The organism is Arthrobacter sp. 05T410 (assembly GCF_056396505.1).
Map to the genome: position 1 here is coordinate 29,867 of NZ_JBFTLP010000001.1, position 17,826 is coordinate 47,692.

General features: G+C 67.5%; 12 protein-coding genes. 6 read left to right on the plus strand and 6 right to left on the minus strand.

What is annotated here, in order from left to right:
* The first annotated feature begins 4 nt into the window (after positions 1-4).
* The 3 genes from AC1DFR_RS00160 to AC1DFR_RS00170 all read left to right on the plus strand — a co-directional run bounded on the left by AC1DFR_RS00160 (position 5) and on the right by AC1DFR_RS00170 (position 5,062).
* On the plus strand, positions 5-1,333 hold the full coding sequence (locus AC1DFR_RS00160) for a bifunctional phosphopantothenoylcysteine decarboxylase/phosphopantothenate synthase (protein ID WP_476872426.1): 1,329 nt from the start codon (positions 5-7) through the stop codon (positions 1,331-1,333).
* A gap of 77 nt (positions 1,334-1,410) precedes the next feature.
* Positions 1,411-2,646, plus strand: a complete 1,236-nt coding sequence (metK, locus tag AC1DFR_RS00165) for a methionine adenosyltransferase (protein WP_028276457.1) — start codon at positions 1,411-1,413, stop codon at positions 2,644-2,646.
* Positions 2,647-2,842: 196 nt separating this feature from the next.
* A complete protein-coding gene (locus AC1DFR_RS00170) occupies positions 2,843-5,062 on the plus strand; it encodes a primosomal protein N' (RefSeq protein ID WP_476872427.1) in 2,220 nt (739 codons plus the stop codon).
* Positions 5,063-5,312: 250 nt separating this feature from the next.
* Here the strand turns inward: AC1DFR_RS00170 and AC1DFR_RS00175 are convergent, their stop codons facing one another.
* The 4 genes from AC1DFR_RS00175 to AC1DFR_RS00190 all read right to left on the minus strand — a co-directional run bounded on the left by AC1DFR_RS00175 (position 5,313) and on the right by AC1DFR_RS00190 (position 9,253).
* On the minus strand, positions 5,313-6,404 hold the full coding sequence (locus AC1DFR_RS00175) for a glycosyltransferase family 4 protein (protein WP_476857072.1): 1,092 nt from the start codon (positions 6,402-6,404) through the stop codon (positions 5,313-5,315).
* Entirely contained in the window at positions 6,401-7,327 is a 927-nt protein-coding gene (locus AC1DFR_RS00180) for an alpha/beta fold hydrolase (protein ID WP_476872428.1), read from the minus strand. Before AC1DFR_RS00180 ends, AC1DFR_RS00175 begins: the two co-directional genes overlap by 4 nt.
* Positions 7,328-7,338: 11 nt before the next feature.
* Positions 7,339-8,208 (minus strand): aldo/keto reductase, encoded by an 870-nt coding sequence (locus tag AC1DFR_RS00185; protein ID WP_476872429.1) that lies wholly within the window; start codon positions 8,206-8,208, stop codon positions 7,339-7,341.
* A gap of 82 nt (positions 8,209-8,290) precedes the next feature.
* Positions 8,291-9,253 carry a sugar-binding transcriptional regulator gene (locus tag AC1DFR_RS00190; protein WP_476849289.1) on the minus strand — a complete coding sequence of 321 codons (963 nt, stop codon included), beginning with the start codon at positions 9,251-9,253 and terminating at the stop codon, positions 8,291-8,293.
* A 123-nt stretch (positions 9,254-9,376) separates the two neighbouring features.
* On the opposite strand from AC1DFR_RS00190, the gene AC1DFR_RS00195 reads away from it, so the two are divergent.
* The 3 genes from AC1DFR_RS00195 (at position 9,377) to glpK (ending at position 13,633) form a co-directional block, all read left to right on the plus strand.
* Positions 9,377-11,155 (plus strand): glycerol-3-phosphate dehydrogenase/oxidase, encoded by a 1,779-nt coding sequence (locus AC1DFR_RS00195; protein WP_476872430.1) that lies wholly within the window; start codon positions 9,377-9,379, stop codon positions 11,153-11,155.
* A gap of 156 nt (positions 11,156-11,311) precedes the next feature.
* A complete protein-coding gene (locus tag AC1DFR_RS00200; protein WP_476857068.1) occupies positions 11,312-12,064 on the plus strand; it encodes an MIP/aquaporin family protein in 753 nt (250 codons plus the stop codon).
* 54 nt (positions 12,065-12,118) lie between these two features.
* Positions 12,119-13,633, plus strand: a complete 1,515-nt coding sequence (glpK, locus tag AC1DFR_RS00205) for a glycerol kinase GlpK (RefSeq protein ID WP_476857067.1) — start codon at positions 12,119-12,121, stop codon at positions 13,631-13,633.
* A 75-nt stretch (positions 13,634-13,708) separates the two neighbouring features.
* Here the strand turns inward: glpK and AC1DFR_RS00210 are convergent, their stop codons facing one another.
* Together AC1DFR_RS00210 and AC1DFR_RS00215 are read right to left on the minus strand one after the other, a co-directional pair.
* Positions 13,709-14,647, minus strand: coding sequence for a hypothetical protein (locus AC1DFR_RS00210; protein WP_476870907.1), 939 nt, complete (start codon positions 14,645-14,647; stop codon positions 13,709-13,711).
* 31 nt (positions 14,648-14,678) lie between these two features.
* Positions 14,679-17,825: an efflux RND transporter permease subunit gene (locus AC1DFR_RS00215; RefSeq protein WP_476849284.1), complete on the minus strand. Its 3,147-nt coding sequence runs from the start codon at positions 17,823-17,825 to the stop codon at positions 14,679-14,681.
* Between the last annotated feature and the right edge of the window lies 1 nt (position 17,826).

The following is a 17,826-nucleotide window of genomic DNA, read 5'->3' on the forward strand; positions in this document are numbered from 1 at the left end:
TCACGTGCGCATAGTCCTCGGAGTCGGGGGAGGGATTGCCGCCTACAAGGTGGCATCGCTCCTCCGGCTTTTTACTGAAGCCGGGCATGACGTCACGGTCATCCCCACCGAGGCGGCCACCCGCTTCGTCGGCGTCGCGACGTGGGAGGCCCTGTCCGGGCACCCGGTGAGCAACAGCGTGTTCGACGCCGTCCACACGGTCAACCATGTCCGGCTCGGCCACGAGGCCGAACTGATCGTCGTGGCCCCGGCCACGGCCGATCTCCTGGCCCGCGCGGCCACCGGCCAGGCCGATGACCTCCTCACCAACACCCTGCTGATGGCCGGCGACTGCCCGGTGCTCATGGCCCCGGCCATGCACACCGAAATGTGGCAACACCCCGCGACCCAGGCCAACGTCGAAACGTTGCGCAGCCGCGGCGTCACCGTGCTGGAACCCGCGAGCGGGCGGCTGACCGGCGCCGACTCCGGTCCCGGCCGCCTGCCCGAGCCGGAGGCGATCTTCACCGCCGCCATGGCCCTCGCCGGCGCCGAAGCGGCCGCCGCCAACGCTTCCGCAACTTCCGCGGCGATGCCGGCCGTTGACCCGGACGTGGCCACTGCCCTGGCCGCCGCGCCTGCAACGGTGCAGCCGGCGGTTACGCCGTTGGCCGGACTGACGGTGACCATCAGTGCCGGCGGCACCCGGGAACCGCTGGACCCCGTGCGGTTCCTCGGCAACCGCTCCTCCGGCAAGCAGGGCGTGGCCTTGGCCGCCGCGGCCCGCGAGGCCGGAGCCCGCGTCCGCCTGCTGGCCGCCCACATGGAAGTCCCGGCGCCCGCCGGCGTCGAAATCGTCCAGGTCGAAACGGCCCTGGAACTGCGGGAGGCGGCGCTGCACGCGGCCGCCGACTCCGACGTCGTCATCATGGCCGCCGCGGTCGCGGACTTCCGGCCGGCGGACGTCGCCGGGACCAAGATCAAGAAGCGCGACGACGTCGCCGATCCCGTGATCAACCTGGTGCGCAACCCCGACATCCTGCGCGAACTCGTCGAGGTCCGCGACGCCGCGTCCCGGAATCAGCTGATCGTCGGCTTCGCCGCCGAGACGGGCGATGCCGGCGGCGATGTCCTGGACTATGCCCGGGCCAAGCTGCACCGGAAAGCCTGCGACCTGCTGGTCGTCAACCAGGTGGGCCGGGACTTGGTCTTTGGCGAGGACACGAACACAGTAGTCATCCTTTCCCGTGACGGCTCCGAACCCCAAGAGGCGTCGGGTTCCAAATCCGACGTCGCGGCTGCCGTGATCGACCGGATCAGCGCCGAGCTGAGCCGGGCTGTACCGCCGGCGTAGCCCGGCGTAACCAACATCTCCTTAGCACGGGGACACACGCCGCCGGACGTCCGTTATCCAACCAGTAAGGTAGTTGAGTGACTTTACCGCTGCACATCCCCGCCTTCCACGGGTCCACGCCCGCCGCGCTCCGGCTCTTCACGTCCGAGTCGGTGACGGAGGGCCACCCCGACAAGATCTGTGACCAGATCAGCGATGCGATCCTCGACGCACTGCTCGACAAAGACCCCGAGTCCCGGGTAGCCGTGGAGACGCTGGCCACCACCGGGCTGGTCCACGTCGCGGGCGAGGTCACCACCGATGCCTATGTCGAGATTCCGCAGATTGTCCGGGAGACCATCCTGGGCATCGGGTACGATTCTTCGGCCAACGGCTTCGACGGCGCCCGGTGCGGCGTCTCGGTATCCATCGGCCAGCAGTCCAACGACATCGCCGGCGGCGTGTTCAACTCCCTCGAAGCGCGTGAGGGCCGCCAGGAGGACGACTACGACCTCCAGGGAGCCGGCGACCAGGGACTCATGTTCGGCTACGCCAGCGACGAAACGCCGTCCTACATGCCCGTGCCGATCTGGCTCGCGCACCGGCTCTCCGAGCGCCTGACCGAGGTCCGCAAGAACGGCGAACTCGCCTACCTGCGCCCGGACGGCAAGACCCAGGTCACCGTGGGCTACGACGGCGACCGCCCGGTCTCAGTCGAAACTGTCGTCATCTCCAGCCAGCACGCCGAAGGCACCAGCCTGGACCAGCTCCGGGCCGACCTCGCCGAGCACGTGGTGGGGCCGGTCATGGCACTGTCCAACCTGGACACCTCACGGACCCGCAACATCCTCAACCCCGCAGGCGCCTTTGTGATTGGCGGCCCGGTAGGCGACGCCGGCCTCACCGGCCGCAAGATCATCGTCGACACCTACGGCGGCATGGCCCGCCACGGCGGCGGCGCGTTCTCCGGCAAGGACCCGTCGAAGGTGGACCGTTCGGCCGCCTACGCCATGCGCTGGGTCGCCAAGAACGTGGTGGCCGCCGGCCTCGCCAAGCGCGCCGAAATCCAGATCGCCTACGCGATCGGCCAGGCCCGCCCCGTGGGAACCTACGTTGAGACATTCGGAACCGAAACCGTGGACCCGGCCCGCATCAGCGCCGCGATCGCCGAGATCTTCGACCTGCGCCCGCGGGCCATCATCGACGCCCTCGACCTCAAGCGCCCGATCTACGCCAAGACCGCCGCCCACGGACACTTCGGCCGCGAAGACCCGGACTTCACCTGGGAACGCCTGGACCGGGTGGACGAGCTGAAAGCGTTCTTCAACGCCTAAGGCCCGGCCAAACCGTCCAAAGCCGCCGCGACGGTGTGTTTTGACAGTGAGTTTGTCAGTCCTGCGTGATGTGCTGTAGCCAGGCCGCCCTCCGGTGGCCTGGCTACAGTGCATTTGGGAATACAGTGCATTTCGGAAGACAGCGCATTTCGGAAACAGTGCATGTGTCGAACGATCCTCAGGGGAGGTGCGAGCCGTGAGTCCCATTCCTGCCGGCGGCGCGCCCGGTGAACCCCAGCAGCTGTGCCTGCTCCAGGGTTTTCCAGCCTCCGCCGCGGAAGCGTCCGGGCCGGCCCTTGCGGCCCACCTGCCAGTGGCGCGGGTGCTGATCGAGTCCTCGCTGCCCCACCTGGACAGGCCTTTCGACTACAGCGTCCCCGCCGCCCTCGACGCCGACGCCATCCCCGGAGTCCGGGTCAAGGTCAAATTCAACGGGCAGGAACTGGCCGGATACCTGCTGGAGCGCACCGCCGGATCCGACGCCGGCCACCCCCTGGTGCCGCTGCACAAGGTGCTCTCCGCCGTCCCGGTCCTGACCCCCGCAGTGGCCGAGCTCGCCGGCCGGATCGCCTCGCGCTACGCCGGAACGGTCAGCGATGTCCTGCGTGTGGCCGTGCCGCCGCGCATGGCCAAGCTCGAAAAGGAATTCGCCCCGGACGGCCGGCTCGATCCCGCGCTGTTCGGCACTGAGACGTTCGGTCTGGCGACCGACGTGTCGCTTCCGTCGCCGGCCGCCGGCAGCATCTGGACCCGGTACCGCAACGGTGCGGCATTCCTCGCCCACCTCGCCGCGGGGGAGTCGCCCCGGGCCGTGCTGACCGCCCTGCAGGGGTACGGGCCCGCCGGCTGGCCGCGGATGATCGCCGAAGCCGTGGCCGCGGTGCGGATCTCCGGCCGCGGCGCCGTCGTCGTGGTGCCCGACTACCGGGACCTTGACCGCGTGGAATCTGCCCTGCTGGAACTGCTTCCCGCCGGCGACGTCGCCCGGCTCACCGCGGACGACGGCCAAACGCCGCGCTACCGCAGCTTCCTGCGCGTGCTCAGCGGCGCCGCCGGGGTCGCCGTGGGCACGCGGTCCGCGGCCTACGCGCCGGTGCCGAACCTCGGGCTCGTCATCTGCTGGGACGACGGCGACGACCTCCACATCGAGCAGCGCTCCCCGTACGCGCACACCCGCGAAGTCCTCCTGCTCCGGGCGGGCCAGGAGGGGGCCGCGTGCCTGCTCGCCGCCCATTCGCGCAGCACCGAAACGGAGCGGCTGGTCGCCTCCGGCTGGGCCCAGGCCGTGGAAGCGGACCGGGCCGTCGCGCGGCGGACAGTCCCGCGGGTCCTGAACACGGCCGACAGCTACGAACTCGAGCATGACCCGCTCGCCCGGATCGCCCGGCTCCCCGGCGCGGCCTGGCGGGCCGCCAAGGAAGGCCTGGAACGGGGTCCGGTCCTGGTCCAGGTGGCCCGCGCCGGCTACGCCCCCTCGCTGGTGTGCGACACCTGCCGGGAACCGGCCCGCTGCACCGCCTGCAGCGGCCCGCTGGCGATCGCCGGTCCGGGCGGGAGCAGCGCCGTGCCGCAATGCCGCTGGTGCTCGGCCCCGGCCCCGGCCTGGCGCTGCGGCACGTGCAACGGCGCCAGGCTAAGGCGCGGCGCCACGGGAGCCCTCCGCACCGCGGAGGAGCTGGGCCGGGCGTTTCCGGGAAAACCGGTCATCACCTCATCCGGGGACCAGATCAAGGCCACCGTTGCGGAGACCGCGGCCCTGGTGGTGGCCACCGTCGGTGCCGAACCCGTGGCCTTCGGCGGGTACGCCGCGGCCCTGCTGCTCGACGGCGATTCGCTGCTGCGCCGGGAAAACCTGAGGGCGGGGGAGGACGCGGTCCGGCGCTGGTTCAACGCCGCGGCCCTGGTGCGGCCCGCTTCCGAGGGCGGCCTGGTGGTCATCACCGCCGACGACGCCGCCGGGGTTGGCGCCCTGCTGCGCTGGGATCCCGCCGGGTACGCCAGCCGGGAACTGGCACTGCGGCAGGAGCTGCAGCTGCCGCCCGCCGTGCGGGTCGCCTCCGTCACCGGCGGCAGGACCGCCGTCGGCCATTTCACGGATGCCATCCAGCAGCGGCTGGCGGCGCAGGGAACCGTCCTCCGGACGGCCGGGCCCGCGCCCCTGATCCTGCCAGCGGCCGCCGGGGCCGGCCGCACGCCGCCGCAGGATGCAGTGGCGCGGGATGCTGCGACGCGGGATGCTGTGCCACGGAATGCTGTGCCCCGGGACTCCGGCCAGGAGGTCCGGACCCTGCTGTTCATCCCCTACGCCCAGGCCGCGGTTGCCACGGCCGTCATGCGGGCCGTCAAGGCGGCGGCCGCAGCCAAGCGCAGCGACGACCCGGTGCAACTGCGCCTGGACGGCGTCGACGTCCTGTAGGACCCTCCATTGCGTCTCCGCGGCTCACATGGCCCCACCGGCACGGCGGTCCCTCTATTCAAAGGGCGCGCATGCCACAACAGGCCCGCAGGCCGGCGGCCATTCGCCGCAGATGGCCGGAATGAGGCTCCGTATTGCGGCCCTCCGCGGCAAATGGGTGGTCGGGGACCGTGGCGCCGGCGTCATCCCGGCCTCGCTTTGGGTGCGGCGCGGAACGGGTCTCCGCGCCGGCCACTTACAGCCGTTCCGGCTATCTCCGGTCGCGGGGCCGGTTCCGGAGCGCGACGGCCTCTTCGGCGACGGCCACGAGCCGCCGCGCCGACTCATCCCAGCTGAAGTCTGCGGCCCGCTCCACTGAACGGCGGGACCGGGCCTTCCACAGGGCGGGGTCCTCGAGCGTGCGCACCGCCTCGGCAAACTCCGCCGGGGAGTCCGGATGCACGTAGCTGACGGCGTCGTCACCGACCTCCCGGAAGATCGGGATGTCGCTGGCAATCACCGGCGTGCCGTGGGACATGGCCTCGACGAGCGGCAGTCCGTAGCCCTCGGCCCGGGACAGGCTGACCAGGGCGGTGGTGCGTGCCAGGAGGGCCTCATACTCGGCGTCGGTCACCCCGTTGTGGAAGACGATGCTTGCGCCCTCGGGAGCCAGTGCCTCGAGCTCGGCCCGCCGCTCGGGCGTGATGCGGCTGAGCAGATGCAGGGTCATGTCCGGCAGTTCCGCCATGCCGCGGACCATGGTCTCCACGTTCTTATAGGGCATGAAGGAACCCATGTAGAGCAGCGTCTTGTCGGCCCCCGCCCCGGGATCGCGCGGGGTGTGGCCGTGCTGGGGGGCGTTGCCGACAATCCTGACAGGACGCCGGGTGAGCCGGTACTTCGCCATCAGGGCCGCCGTGGTGGAGCTGATCGTCGCCACGATGTCCGCCCGGTTCAGCAGGAGCCGCTGGGGCCAGAACGCTTTGTGGTACAGGCGCCACAGGACCCTGACGGGGGCCGGCAGGAATCCGGGAGGGGTGGGGTGCTCGTAGTAGATGAGGTCGTGCAGGGTCAGCACCAGGGCGTACTTCCGGCCCCAGCTGCCCATGGTCTGCATGGGGCATACCACCACGTCGGCGCCCAGCTTGTTGACCTTGGCCGCCACGAAGAGTTCGGCCGGGGACAGCGGGCTGTTGATCAGGGTGTATGGAACATCGGGCAGGAGCGCGAGCTGGCGGGTGTCGCTGATCAGCATCGAGACGTCGGCGATCCTGGCGGCCGCCGCGATCAGGCTGGCGCCGTAGCGGCTGATTCCGTCGTGGTGGTCCAGCCGGGTGAAGCGGGCATCAATGAGAATTTTCACGCGGCGTGGTCCTTTAGGAAGCGTCTGATGTAGCGGGCAGCGGGCTCGGGGGTTTCGTAGTGGATCAGGTGCCCGACGCCGGGAATGACCTCCAGCCTCCCGTCCGGGAGCCGCGCCGCGAGTTTGTGCTGGTCCGCCAGCATGGCGATCTCGTCCTTCTCGCCCGCGATCAGCAGCACCGGCAGCGTCAGGTCGCCGGCCACCTCGGTGACGTTGCTGCCCACCGAGGCCTTGAAGGCCTGGAGCAGGCTCTCCCGGTCTGCGAAGGAGGAAAAATAGGCGCTGTGCTGGGCGTGCACGAACCGGCGGATGTCCTTGTCCCCGGTCTTGGCCATGGTCACGCTCATCACCCGCACGATCGCCTGGCTGCGCAGCAGGGCCAGCCCGAGCCGCTGGGGAAGGCGTGCGGCGGCCTCGTAGTAGAGCACCGCGAGCTTCGTCATCAGGCCCTTGGGCCCTTCGAGGGCGGGCGCCGCGATGGGATTGACAAGGATCAGCTCGGCCACGGCACCGGGGTTGGCCGCCACGAAATGGCTGGCAATGATCGAACCGAACGAATGCCCCAGCAGGACCGTGTCCGCGCCCAGTCCCAGAGCAGCCATGAAACCGCCCAGGAACTGGCTGTAGCCGGCAACGCTGTGCCCGGTTCCCGCGAAGGCGGCCGAGCTGCCGAAGCCCGGCAGGTCCGGCATGATCAGGCGCATGTCCGTCAGCTGGTCGGCTACCCGGAGCAGGCCGTGGTGGTCGCCGCGGAACCCGTGCACCACCAGGATGGTGCGCGTTTCGGGGGTGACCTCGGCGGGTTCGTAGACCCAGTACGCGATCCGGGCACCGTCAACCTCAACGGACGCGGCCCGGGTGCGGGCGTCGAGTCCGCCGCTGAAGAGGGGCGTGCGTGAGGACCCGGTATCCACTTGTTCCATTGGTTCGAATCCTATGCGACGTTGTCGGGGTGGGAGCCGGTCCGGAAGCCGCGTTCGAGGCCGCCGACCTCCGTCATATCCAGCGGGGAGAGCTCAAAGTCGAAGACCTCGAAGTTTTCACGGATCCGCCCGGACGAGCTGGCCTTGGGGATGGCGATATTGCCCAGCTGCAGGTGCCAGCGCAGGATGATCTGTGCCGGCGTGCGGTCGTGTTCGGCCGCCAGGGCCAGGATCACGGGGTCCTTCAGGACCTGGCCGCGGCCCAAAGGACTCCACGCCTCGGTGCGGATACCCAGCAGCTTGTGCTTTTCCCGCAGTTCATCCTGCTGCAGCCAGGGATGAAGTTCGATCTGGTTCACGGCGGGCACCACCTCCGCCGTTTCCAGGAGCCGGTCCAGGTGCTGCGGCTGGAAGTTGGAGACGCCGATTGCGCGGACCTTGCCCTCGCGGTACAGCGTCTCCAGGGCCCGGTACGTTTCCGGGAACAGGCCACGGCGCGCGCACGGCCAATGGATCAGGTAGAGGTCGATGTATTCCAGGCCGAGGTTGGAGATCGAGGTGTCGAACGCACGCATGGTGGCGTCGTAGCCGTGGTCGTCATTCCAGACCTTGGTGGTGATGAAGAGGTCCTCGCGGGAAACGTAGGGTGCGGTTTCCCCAGGCCCGCCGCCGGTGCCCTCAAATCCGGACAGGGCACCGATTCCCTTGCCGACGCCCGTCTCGTTGCCGTACATGGCGGCGGTGTCGAAGTGCCGGTAGCCGGTCTCGACCGCCATGGTCACCAGGCTGGCGGCGTCGGCCGGGGGGACCTTGTACAGCCCGAACCCCAGCCGGTCGATCAATACGCCGTTGTTTAGGGTCAGCCGGGGGGAGAGTCTCATGACAAAGACTTTACCCACTGGCGCTGGCGAGTGCCGGACCGCCGTTGCCGCCGGCCGCGCCGGTCACGGTGCCCGCAACCGCTCAGCCCAGTCCGTCGAACCGGACGAGCCTGCGGGCGCTGGCCTCGTCCAGGATCAGGTCGGTGGCCAGTCCTGCCGCCAGCGCGCCCCTGAGCCCGTTGATTTTGGAAGCACCGGACACCACGCAGATGCGGCGCCGGACCTGGCGGAGCTGGGCCAGGTCCGGGCCGGTGGAGCGCGCGTTGAGCGTGATGCCGTCCGAGGACCCGTCGGCGCGGAAAAACACCGTGGCAACATCGCCCACCACATCGGAGTTCGCCAGGACGTTCAGGTCGTCTTCATCGAGGTAGCCGCCGGCGTAGACGTGGCTGGGGTAGTCGGCGTCAACCGATCCGACACCAAAGATCGCGATGCTCATCCGGGCCTGCAGCTCCAGGATCCGCTGAACACTCCGCTCATTCCACATTGCCCTTTTGGTCGCGGCGTGGTCGAAGAAGGCCGGCACGGGAAACTGTTCCACCCGTGCTCCGTAGGCGCTCCCGAACCGCCTCATGATGTCCGAGGCATAGGTGATGCCGGTGGTCTGCATGTTCCCGGCGCCGTTGAGCTGGACGATCACGCTGTCGTGGGTGATCTTGCGCGTCAGGTGCCGGCTCACGGCGCTCAGGGTGGAGCCCCATGCGACGCCGATGATGGCGTTGGAGTCCACCAGCGGTCCGATCGTCCGGGCAGCCTGCATGGCCACACGGTCCAGTGTTTCCGCCTCATTGAGGGTGTCCACCACCGGAACGACATGGACATCCACCTTGTATTCGGCGCGGATCATGCCCTCGAGTTCGGGCCCGGTGTCCAGCGGGCTGCGGATCTGGATCTGCACGAGACCCGAATCGCGCGCCGCGGACAACAGCCGGGAAACCGTGGACCGGGACGTCCGGAGCTCGCGGGCGATGGCGTCCATGGTCAGGTCCTGCAGGTAATACAGCTGGGCCGCGCGGAGGGCGTCGGACTGGCGTGATTGCATCATGACATTTCCCATCTGCACGTTTGTGCATAGTGCTTGACTCCATTTTCCATTAGTCCAAAGAATAGTGTTGAACGGCGCCGCGCCACGGGCGTGCCGCACAGAATCAAACCCAAGGGAGCAATTTTGGGACAGAAGGACTCAGTCGGCACACCGGCGAACGATCGCGCCTCGGTGCAGAAGCTGCGGACGCGGCGGCACGCGCAGGTTCTGATCATCGGAGGCGGAATCAACGGGGTCGGAACGTTCCGTGACCTGGCGCTGCAGGGCGTGGATGTGGCGCTCGTTGAGCGCGGCGATTACTGCCAGGGTGCCAGCGGCGCCTCTTCCCACATGATCCACGGCGGTATCCGGTACCTCGAAAACGGCGAGTTCCGCCTGGTCCAGGAGTCGGTGACCGAGCGCAACAGGCTTCTGCGGATCGCGCCGCACTACGTCAAGCCGCTGCAGACCACGATCCCGATCTTCAGCACCTTCTCCGGGGTCCTGGCCGCCCCCATGCGCTTCCTGACCCACAAGCAGGGCAAGCACACCGAACGCGGGGCGTTCCTGATCAAGCTCGGCCTGAGCATGTACGACTTCTTCTCCCGCGACGGCGGCACGGTTCCGCGCCACCAGTTCCGCGGACGCAAACGCGCCCTCGCCGAGCTGCCCCGCCTGCACCCCGGGATCAAGTACGCGGCCACGTACTTCGACGCCTCCGTCCACAACCCCGAGCGCCTCACCCTCGACGTGCTCCAGGACGGCGAGAAGGCCGCCGGCGCGGACGGCCACGCCCGCGCCAGCAACTACGTCTCCCTGGTCTCGCTGGGCGGCTCCGGAACCCCCGGAACCCCCAGCACCCCCGGAACCACTGTCCAGCTGCGCGATGAACTGACCGGTGAGGTGTTCGACTTCACTGCCGACGTTGTCGTGAACACCACCGGCGCCTGGGTCGACCTGACCAACGAGGCCATGGGGGCGGCGTCGTCGTTCATGGGCGGAACCAAGGGTTCGCACATCGTGCTGGACCATCCGGAGCTGCTCGCGGCGTGCAACGGCCGCGAAATCTTCTTCGAGCACACCGACGGCCGGATCGTACTGATCTACCCGATGGGGGACCGCGTCCTGGTCGGCACCACCGACGTCGACGCCGACATGGCCCAGGACGCCGTGTGCACCGAAGCGGAAATCGACTACTTCTTTGACCTGATCGGCCACGTGTTCCCGGACATCCCGGTGGGCCGGGACCAGATTGTCTACTCGTTCTCCGGTGTTCGGCCGCTTCCGAAGCACGACGCGACCCAGCCCGGCTTCGTCAGCAGGGACTACCGGATCGAACGCCGTGCGGCGGCGGGCGGCGCCGTCCTCAGCCTCGTCGGCGGCAAGTGGACCACGTTCCGGGCCCTCGCCGAGCACCTGAGCAACGACGTCCTGGCCGAACTCGGTATGGAACGGAAGGTTTCGACGGCGAAGCTCGCCATCGGCGGCGGCGCCGGCTTCCCGGACAGCGAGGACGGCGTCCAGCGCTGGATCAAGGCCCACATGTCGGCCGGCCGCGACGCCGCCCGCGTCACCGGGCTGCTGACCCGCTACGGGACCCGTGCCGAAGAAGTCATCCGCTTCCTGGACGGGGCCGCGGCCGGCGAGCCGGACCGGCTGCTGCATTCCACCCGCGAGCTGAGCACCCGGGAACTGGAGTTCATGGCCGCCCATGAGCAGATCGGGCACCTCGTGGACGTCCTCATCCGCCGCACGTCCCTGGCCTTTCGCGGCCTGGTGACAGGGGAACTGCTCAACGAAGTCGCGGACATCCTTTCCGGACCGCTCGGCTGGGACGCGGCACGCCGGGCCTCAGAGATCAGCCACGCACAGGAGGTGCTACAGCGGTTCCACGGTGTCCGGGTCCACAGCCTGGTCGCCTGATATTGCTTGCGTGCCCGGGCAGGGAAGCCCGGGTGCAAGCACTGCGCGGTCCGCCCTGGCGGCCGGCGCAGTGGCCGGCCGGCAGCACGAACATGCTGCCGGCCCAACGGCTTCCAAACTCGCGGAGGCCGACAACAGAAAATAGAGGAGTCAAAGATGTCTCTTGGAATAGTTTTCCTATCCGAATTATTCGGTACCGCCATGCTGACCCTGCTGGGTTGCGGCGTTGTGGCCAACGTTGCGCTCAAAGGCACCAAGGGCAATAACGGCGGGTTCCTCATGGTCACCTGGGGGTGGGGCCTTGCCGTCTTCTCCGGTGTCTATGTTGCTTCCATCTCAGGTGCGCACCTGAACCCGGCCGTGACTTTTGGCCTGCTGGTCAACGGCAAGAAGTTGTACGCCCCCGGTGTTCCGGTTGACTTCGCCTCGACCCTGACGTACTTCGGCGGTGAACTGACCGGTGCCTTCCTCGGCGCCGTCGTGATGTGGCTGGCCCACAAGCAGCACTTTGATCTCGAGCAGGAGCCCGCCAGTCAGCTGGCCGTCTTCTCCACGGGCCCGGCGATCCGCTCCAACCAGTGGAACCTGATCACCGAGATCATCGGCACCTTTGTCCTCGTGTTCGTTATCCTGACCTTCGGCGGGACGCCTTCCGGGCTCGGCCCGCTGTCGGTGGCCCTGCTGGTCGTCGGTATCGGTGTTTCGCTCGGCGGCCCCACCGGCTACGCCATCAACCCCGCCCGTGACCTGGGCCCCCGCATCGCGCACGCCTTGCTCCCCATCAAGGGCAAGGGCTCCAGCGACTGGAGCTACTCCTGGATCCCGGTGGTCGGTCCGCTCATTGGCGGCGGCCTCGGCGGCCTCGTGGCAGCAGTCGTGCCGATCATCATCCCCGTCATCCCTCACTAACTGCCCGTTCAACCGTCAGTACAACTGCCACGCCAAACAGACAAGGACGTCACTATGAACCAGTACGTAGTTGCAATCGACCAGGGGACCACGAGCACCCGAGCCATCGTGTTCGACCACAGCGGCAGCATCGTCTCCTCCGGCCAGATGGAGCACGAGCAGATCTTCCCCCAGCCCGGCTGGGTGGAGCACAACCCCGCTGAAATCTGGAACAACACCCGCGAGGTGATCGGCTCGGCCCTGTCCAAGGCGAACCTGACCCGGCACGACATCGCCGCCGTCGGCATCACCAACCAGCGCGAAACAGCGGTGGTGTGGGACAAGACCACCGGCGAGGCGATCTACAACGCCATCGTGTGGCAGGACACCCGCACCCAGCCGATCGTGGACGAACTCGCGAAGGACGGCGGGGTAGAACGCTTCAAGCAGAAGGTGGGCCTGCCGCTGGCGACCTACTTCTCGGGCACCAAGATCAAGTGGATCCTGGACAACGTCGAGGGCGCCCGGGCCAAGGCGGAGGCCGGCGACCTCGTCTTCGGCAACACCGACTGCTGGGTGCTCTGGAACCTGACCGGCGGGACCGACGGCGGAGTGCACGTCACCGACGTGACCAACGCCTCACGGACCATGTTCATGGATCTTGAGACGCTGTCGTGGGACCAGGAGATTCTGGACGCGTTCGGCGTCCCGGCCTCCATGATGCCGGCCATCAAGTCCTCGTCCGAGGTCTATGGCACGGTGCACACCTCCCAGCTGCTTCGCGAGGTTCCTGTGGCCGGGATCCTGGGCGACCAGCAGGCGGCCACGTTCGGGCAGGCGGCGTTCGATGCCGGGGAAGCCAAGAACACCTACGGCACGGGCTGCTTCCTGATCTTCAACACGGCCGAGGAAATTATCCATTCCAAGAACGGGCTGCTGACCACCGTCGGCTACAAGCTCGGCGACGCGGCGCCGCACTACGCGCTGGAGGGCTCCATTGCCGTCACCGGTTCCTTGATCCAGTGGCTGCGGGACAACCTCGGCATGATCAGCAGCGCCCCGGAGGTCGAGACCCTCGCGGCCTCGGTGGAGGACAACGGCGGTGTGTACATTGTGCCGGCATTCTCCGGCCTCTTCGCACCGTACTGGCGCTCGGACGCCCGCGGCGCCATTGTGGGCCTGACCCGCTATGTTACCAAGGCCCATATCGCCCGCGCGGCGCTGGAGGCCACCGCCTTCCAGACCCGTGAGGTGCTGGACGCCGTCAACGCCGACTCCGGCGTACCGCTGACGGAGCTGAAGGTCGACGGCGGCATGGTCGCCAACGACGCCCTGATGCAGTTCCAGGCGGACATCCTCGGCGTGCCGGTCATCCGTCCGAAGGTGGTCGAGACGACGGCGTTGGGCGCAGCCTACGCGGCCGGCCTGGCGGTCGGATTCTGGAAGGACCTGGGCGAGTGCTCGGCCAACTGGGCCGAGGACAAGCGGTGGGAGCCGCAAATGGACCAGGCCGAGCGGGAACGCCAGATGCGTCTCTGGAAGAAGGCCGTCACCAAGTCGATGGACTGGGTTGACGACGACGTGAAGTAGGCGCGCACAAGGAGCCCCGGCCGGGAAGATCCCGGCCGGGGCTCCTTTGTGTATTGCCCGGGAGCGGCAGGGCCGTTAGTGGTAGTGGTGGCCATCGTAGCCACGTGCCACCTCAGCGCGCGGCGTCTTCGCGTAGACGTCCTTGCTGACCGTGTAGCCCCGGCGGTCGATCTGCAGCGCCTGCTCGTTGACGCTCTTCAGCTCGGAGCGGCTGAGCTTCTTGATCTTGACGAGATTCAGGAACTCCTGGTCCTCTCCGCCCACGGCCGTGACCTTGATCAGACCCGTGTGCTTGGAATAGAACTTTCGCTGGTGGCCGGCGCTTGGCGGGTCCAGCGGGTTGAACTCATCGATGACCAGCACATCGCTGTAGCAACCAGTGGCGACGCAGACGCGTTGGTCCTTCGCGAACACATCACCGCAGTCCAGGAAGTCCACGCTGGGTGCGTAGGCCTGGGGGTAGGCGGGGGTCTTCAGGCGCGGGTGGCTCTGCATGGCGATGCCCGCCTGGGCCTTGTCGATGCCGCTGATGAACGTACTTGGCGCACCCACAAGCTTCCCGTTCTCGTACTCCTCCGGATATTCGCCGAAGAGCCACACGTCGCCCTTCCGTGTCTCGGCGAAGAAGGCAAGTTCCGATTCCGCGAGCTCACCGTCGGAGTAGTCCCGGTCCCATATCGCGATGGTCTTCACCCCGTCGATCACCTTGGTCAGCCCCGTGACCGTGCTGACAACCTTGCGGGTGGTTGTCCCGTCCGGGGAGACTACTTTGCCGGTGGTGGTGTACTGCATGCCGGGTTCGAGGGGGAACCACTTGTTGTCAATCTCCGGCCTGGACGGGAAGGCGCTGCGGTTGAATTTGATTGCCGAGCCGGGGCCGCACAGTTCCTGCGAACGGGCGGCCGCCGGCGCGGTGGCTGCCGTCGCCGCGGCCGCCGTCGCCGCCGTCAGCGACGCCACCACCAGCAAGACCGCGGAGCCGTAAGCGGTAAATCTCTTAGATAGTGGAGTCATCTGACTGGCCTCTCATTGTTGGTAGTTGTTGCTATACGGCTGATACAGGTTCCGGCTCGCGGGGCTGACGGTCATGACGTGCCGGACCCTTCTTGGCGAACCGCAGGTAGAGCGATGGAACGATGAACAGGTTGACCAGTGTCGATGTCACCAGCCCGCCCAGGATCACCACGGCCATGGGGTGCTCGATCTCATGGCCGGGGCGGTTGCCCATCACCACCAGCGGGACCAGGGCGAGTGCGGTGGCGAGCGTGGTCATCAGGATTGGTGACAGGCGTTCGGCTGCGCCCCGCAGGACCAGGTCCCGGCCGAACGGCACGCCTTCGAACTGTTCCAGGTGCTGGCAGTGGTTGATGAGCAGGATGCCGTTGCGGGCGGCGATGCCCATCACTGTCAGGAACCCGACCAGCGACCCGAGGGACAGGATTCCGCCGCTCATGTGCGCGGCGATCACCCCGCCCACCAGTGCCACCGGCAGCGTCAGGATGCCCAGAACGGCAAGCCGCCAGCTCCGGAATGCCGCCTGGAGCAGGAGGAACACCACAACCAGGGCGCCCATCGCGAAGAGGAGAAGCCGCTGCGAGGCGGCCTGCCGCTCCGCGTATTCGCCCAGGATCTCGGCGCTGTATCCGGTGGGGAACTCCACGGACTTGAGATCGGATTCGAGCTTCTCGACGACTTTGGCCAGATCGCCTTCCTTGACGTTGGCGCTGACATCGAGGCGGCGGGACCCTTCCGAACGCTCAATGACGTTGGGAGTGGGCTTTACCGTGATCTTGGCGACATCGGCCACCCGGATCTTCTGCCCGCTGGGAGTGTCCAGCGGGAGGTTCTCGATGCTTGTGACGCTGGTCCGGATCGCCGGAGGACTCCAGACCTGGACGTCATAGGCCTTGCCGTCCCGGTAGACGTCGCCGACCTCTTCGCCGGATACCAGGGTGGCTGCGGCACGGCGGACGTCACCGGGCTTCAAGCCGTAGCGGTTGGCGGCGTCCAGGTTCACCTCGACGTCCACCTGCGGAACGTTGACCTGGAGTGCGACTTTGGCTCCGATGGCACCCTCGATGCCGGCCAGGGCAGTCTTGACCTTGTCCGCCTGCTTCTTCAGCGTGTCCAGGTCATCGCCGTACACGCGGACCACGATCGAGTAGCCCGTACCGGTGAGCACCTCGCGGACACGTTCCTTGAGGTAGGTCTGGACGTCCCGGTGGATGCCGGGATACCCGTCCACGACCTGCTGGATGGAGGCCAGGGTCTTGTCGTAGTCGACCGAGGGGTCAACGCTGATCCAGTTCTCGCCAAAGTTGACTCCCACCACCTCATCGGCGGCGAAGGCCTGACCGATGTGGGACCCGCAGTTGTTGACGCCTGGAATGGTCATCAGCTCCTGGCAGGCCAGTTGGCTGACGCGCACTTCCTCGGCGTTGGAGGTGCCGGGTTGCGTGACCCAGTGCATGAGGAAGTCACGTTCCTTGAACGAGGGCAACAGTGACTGGCCCAGGAGCGGGGCCGCTATGATTCCGACGACGCCGAGTGCCCCCACCGCGAGGTAGCCCGGGAGCGGGCGTTTCACAATGGGACGCAGGGCGGCGCCGTACCAGCGCTTGAGGACCCGGACCACCGGCGGATCGCGGTCTTCCAGCTTGGCATTGCGCAGGAAGATGTACGCCATGGCCGGCGTGACCGTGAGGGCCACCAGCATGGACGCCAAAACCGCCAGGGTGTAGGCGGTCGCCAGGGGCCGGAAGAAGGCGCCCGTCAGGCCGTCCAGGAAGAAGATCGGTACCGTGGCGGCAACGATAATCAGGGTGGCGTAGACGATGGGGCCGCGGACTTCCAGGGAGGCGTTGACGACCACGCGGGCGGTGCTTTCGGTCCCGCCGCTGGCGCGGTGGTGCCGGAGCCGCCTGACGATGTTCTCGACGTCGATGATGGCATCGTCCACCACGACCCCGACGGCAATCACCAGCCCCGCAAGCACCATCGTATTAATCGTGCCTCCGGTCCAATACAGCACCAGGGCCGCTGCCATCAGCGACAACGGGATCGCCGTCACGCTCACCAGGGCTGTCCGCCATTGGAACAGGAAGACGCTCAGCACCAGGACGACCAGGAAGCAGCCCAGCAGCAGCGCGAGGCTCAGGTTGCCGAGCGACTCCTCGATGAACGAGGCGGGCCGGAACAGGGTGGTGTCGACTGCGATTCCGGTCAGGCCGGGCTGCAGTTCCTTGAGCGCTTCCTCGACCCCGCGGGTGACTTCGAGGGTGTTGCCCCACGGCAGCTTTTCGACGATCAGCATCAGTCCGGGGCCGCCATTGATAACCGCGTCACCGATCAGTTGCTGGTGGTCCTCCACGACGGTTGCCACGTCGGCGAGCTTCAGGGGAGGCAGTCCCTCGCGTTCCTCCAGTGGCACCTGGGCAAGGTCCGCCGGAGACGTGATGGGTTGTACGTGCCTGATGGACATGCTCTGGCTGGGTGTTTCCAGCGCCCCTCCGGTGCCGATCAAGGCACCGGGGGAGTACTTGAGCAGGCCGGCGTCCAAGGCGTCGGACGTGGAGTTCATGACGTTTTCCAGCGTCACGTTGTTGGCTGCCAGCTTGGTCGGATCAACCTGGACCTGGAGCATCTGAAGCCGTTCGCCCCAGATCGCAACGTTCGCCACGCCAGGCACCCGCAGCAGGTGTGCCCGGATGTTCCAGTAGGAAACCATGGACATTTCGATCAGGGAGCGGGTCTCGGAGGAGAGCCCGATCTTCATGACACGGCTGGTGGAGGACAGCGGCTGGAGCATTATTGGCGGCGCGGCCCAGGTCGGCAGAGTCGGTATGACCGTTGCCATCCGCTCCGACACCAGCTGCCGGGCGGTGAGCAGATCGGTCCCGGGTTTGAACTCCATCACGATGGCGGACAGCTGCGACACAGACTTCGACCGCATCTGGTCCAGGCCGTCTATGCCGTTGAAGGCCTGCTCCATCGGAACCGTTACGAGTTCCTCGACTTCGGAGGCAGTGAGACCCAGACATGCCGTCTGAACCTCGACGCGGGGCGGTGCGAACTCCGGGAAAACATCCACCGAAGCGCTGCTGAGTTGCGCGCCGCCCACGATCATGAGGGCGGCCGCCATCGCAATGATGATCGACCGGAACCTCAGGCTTGCAGCGACAATCCGGCGCATG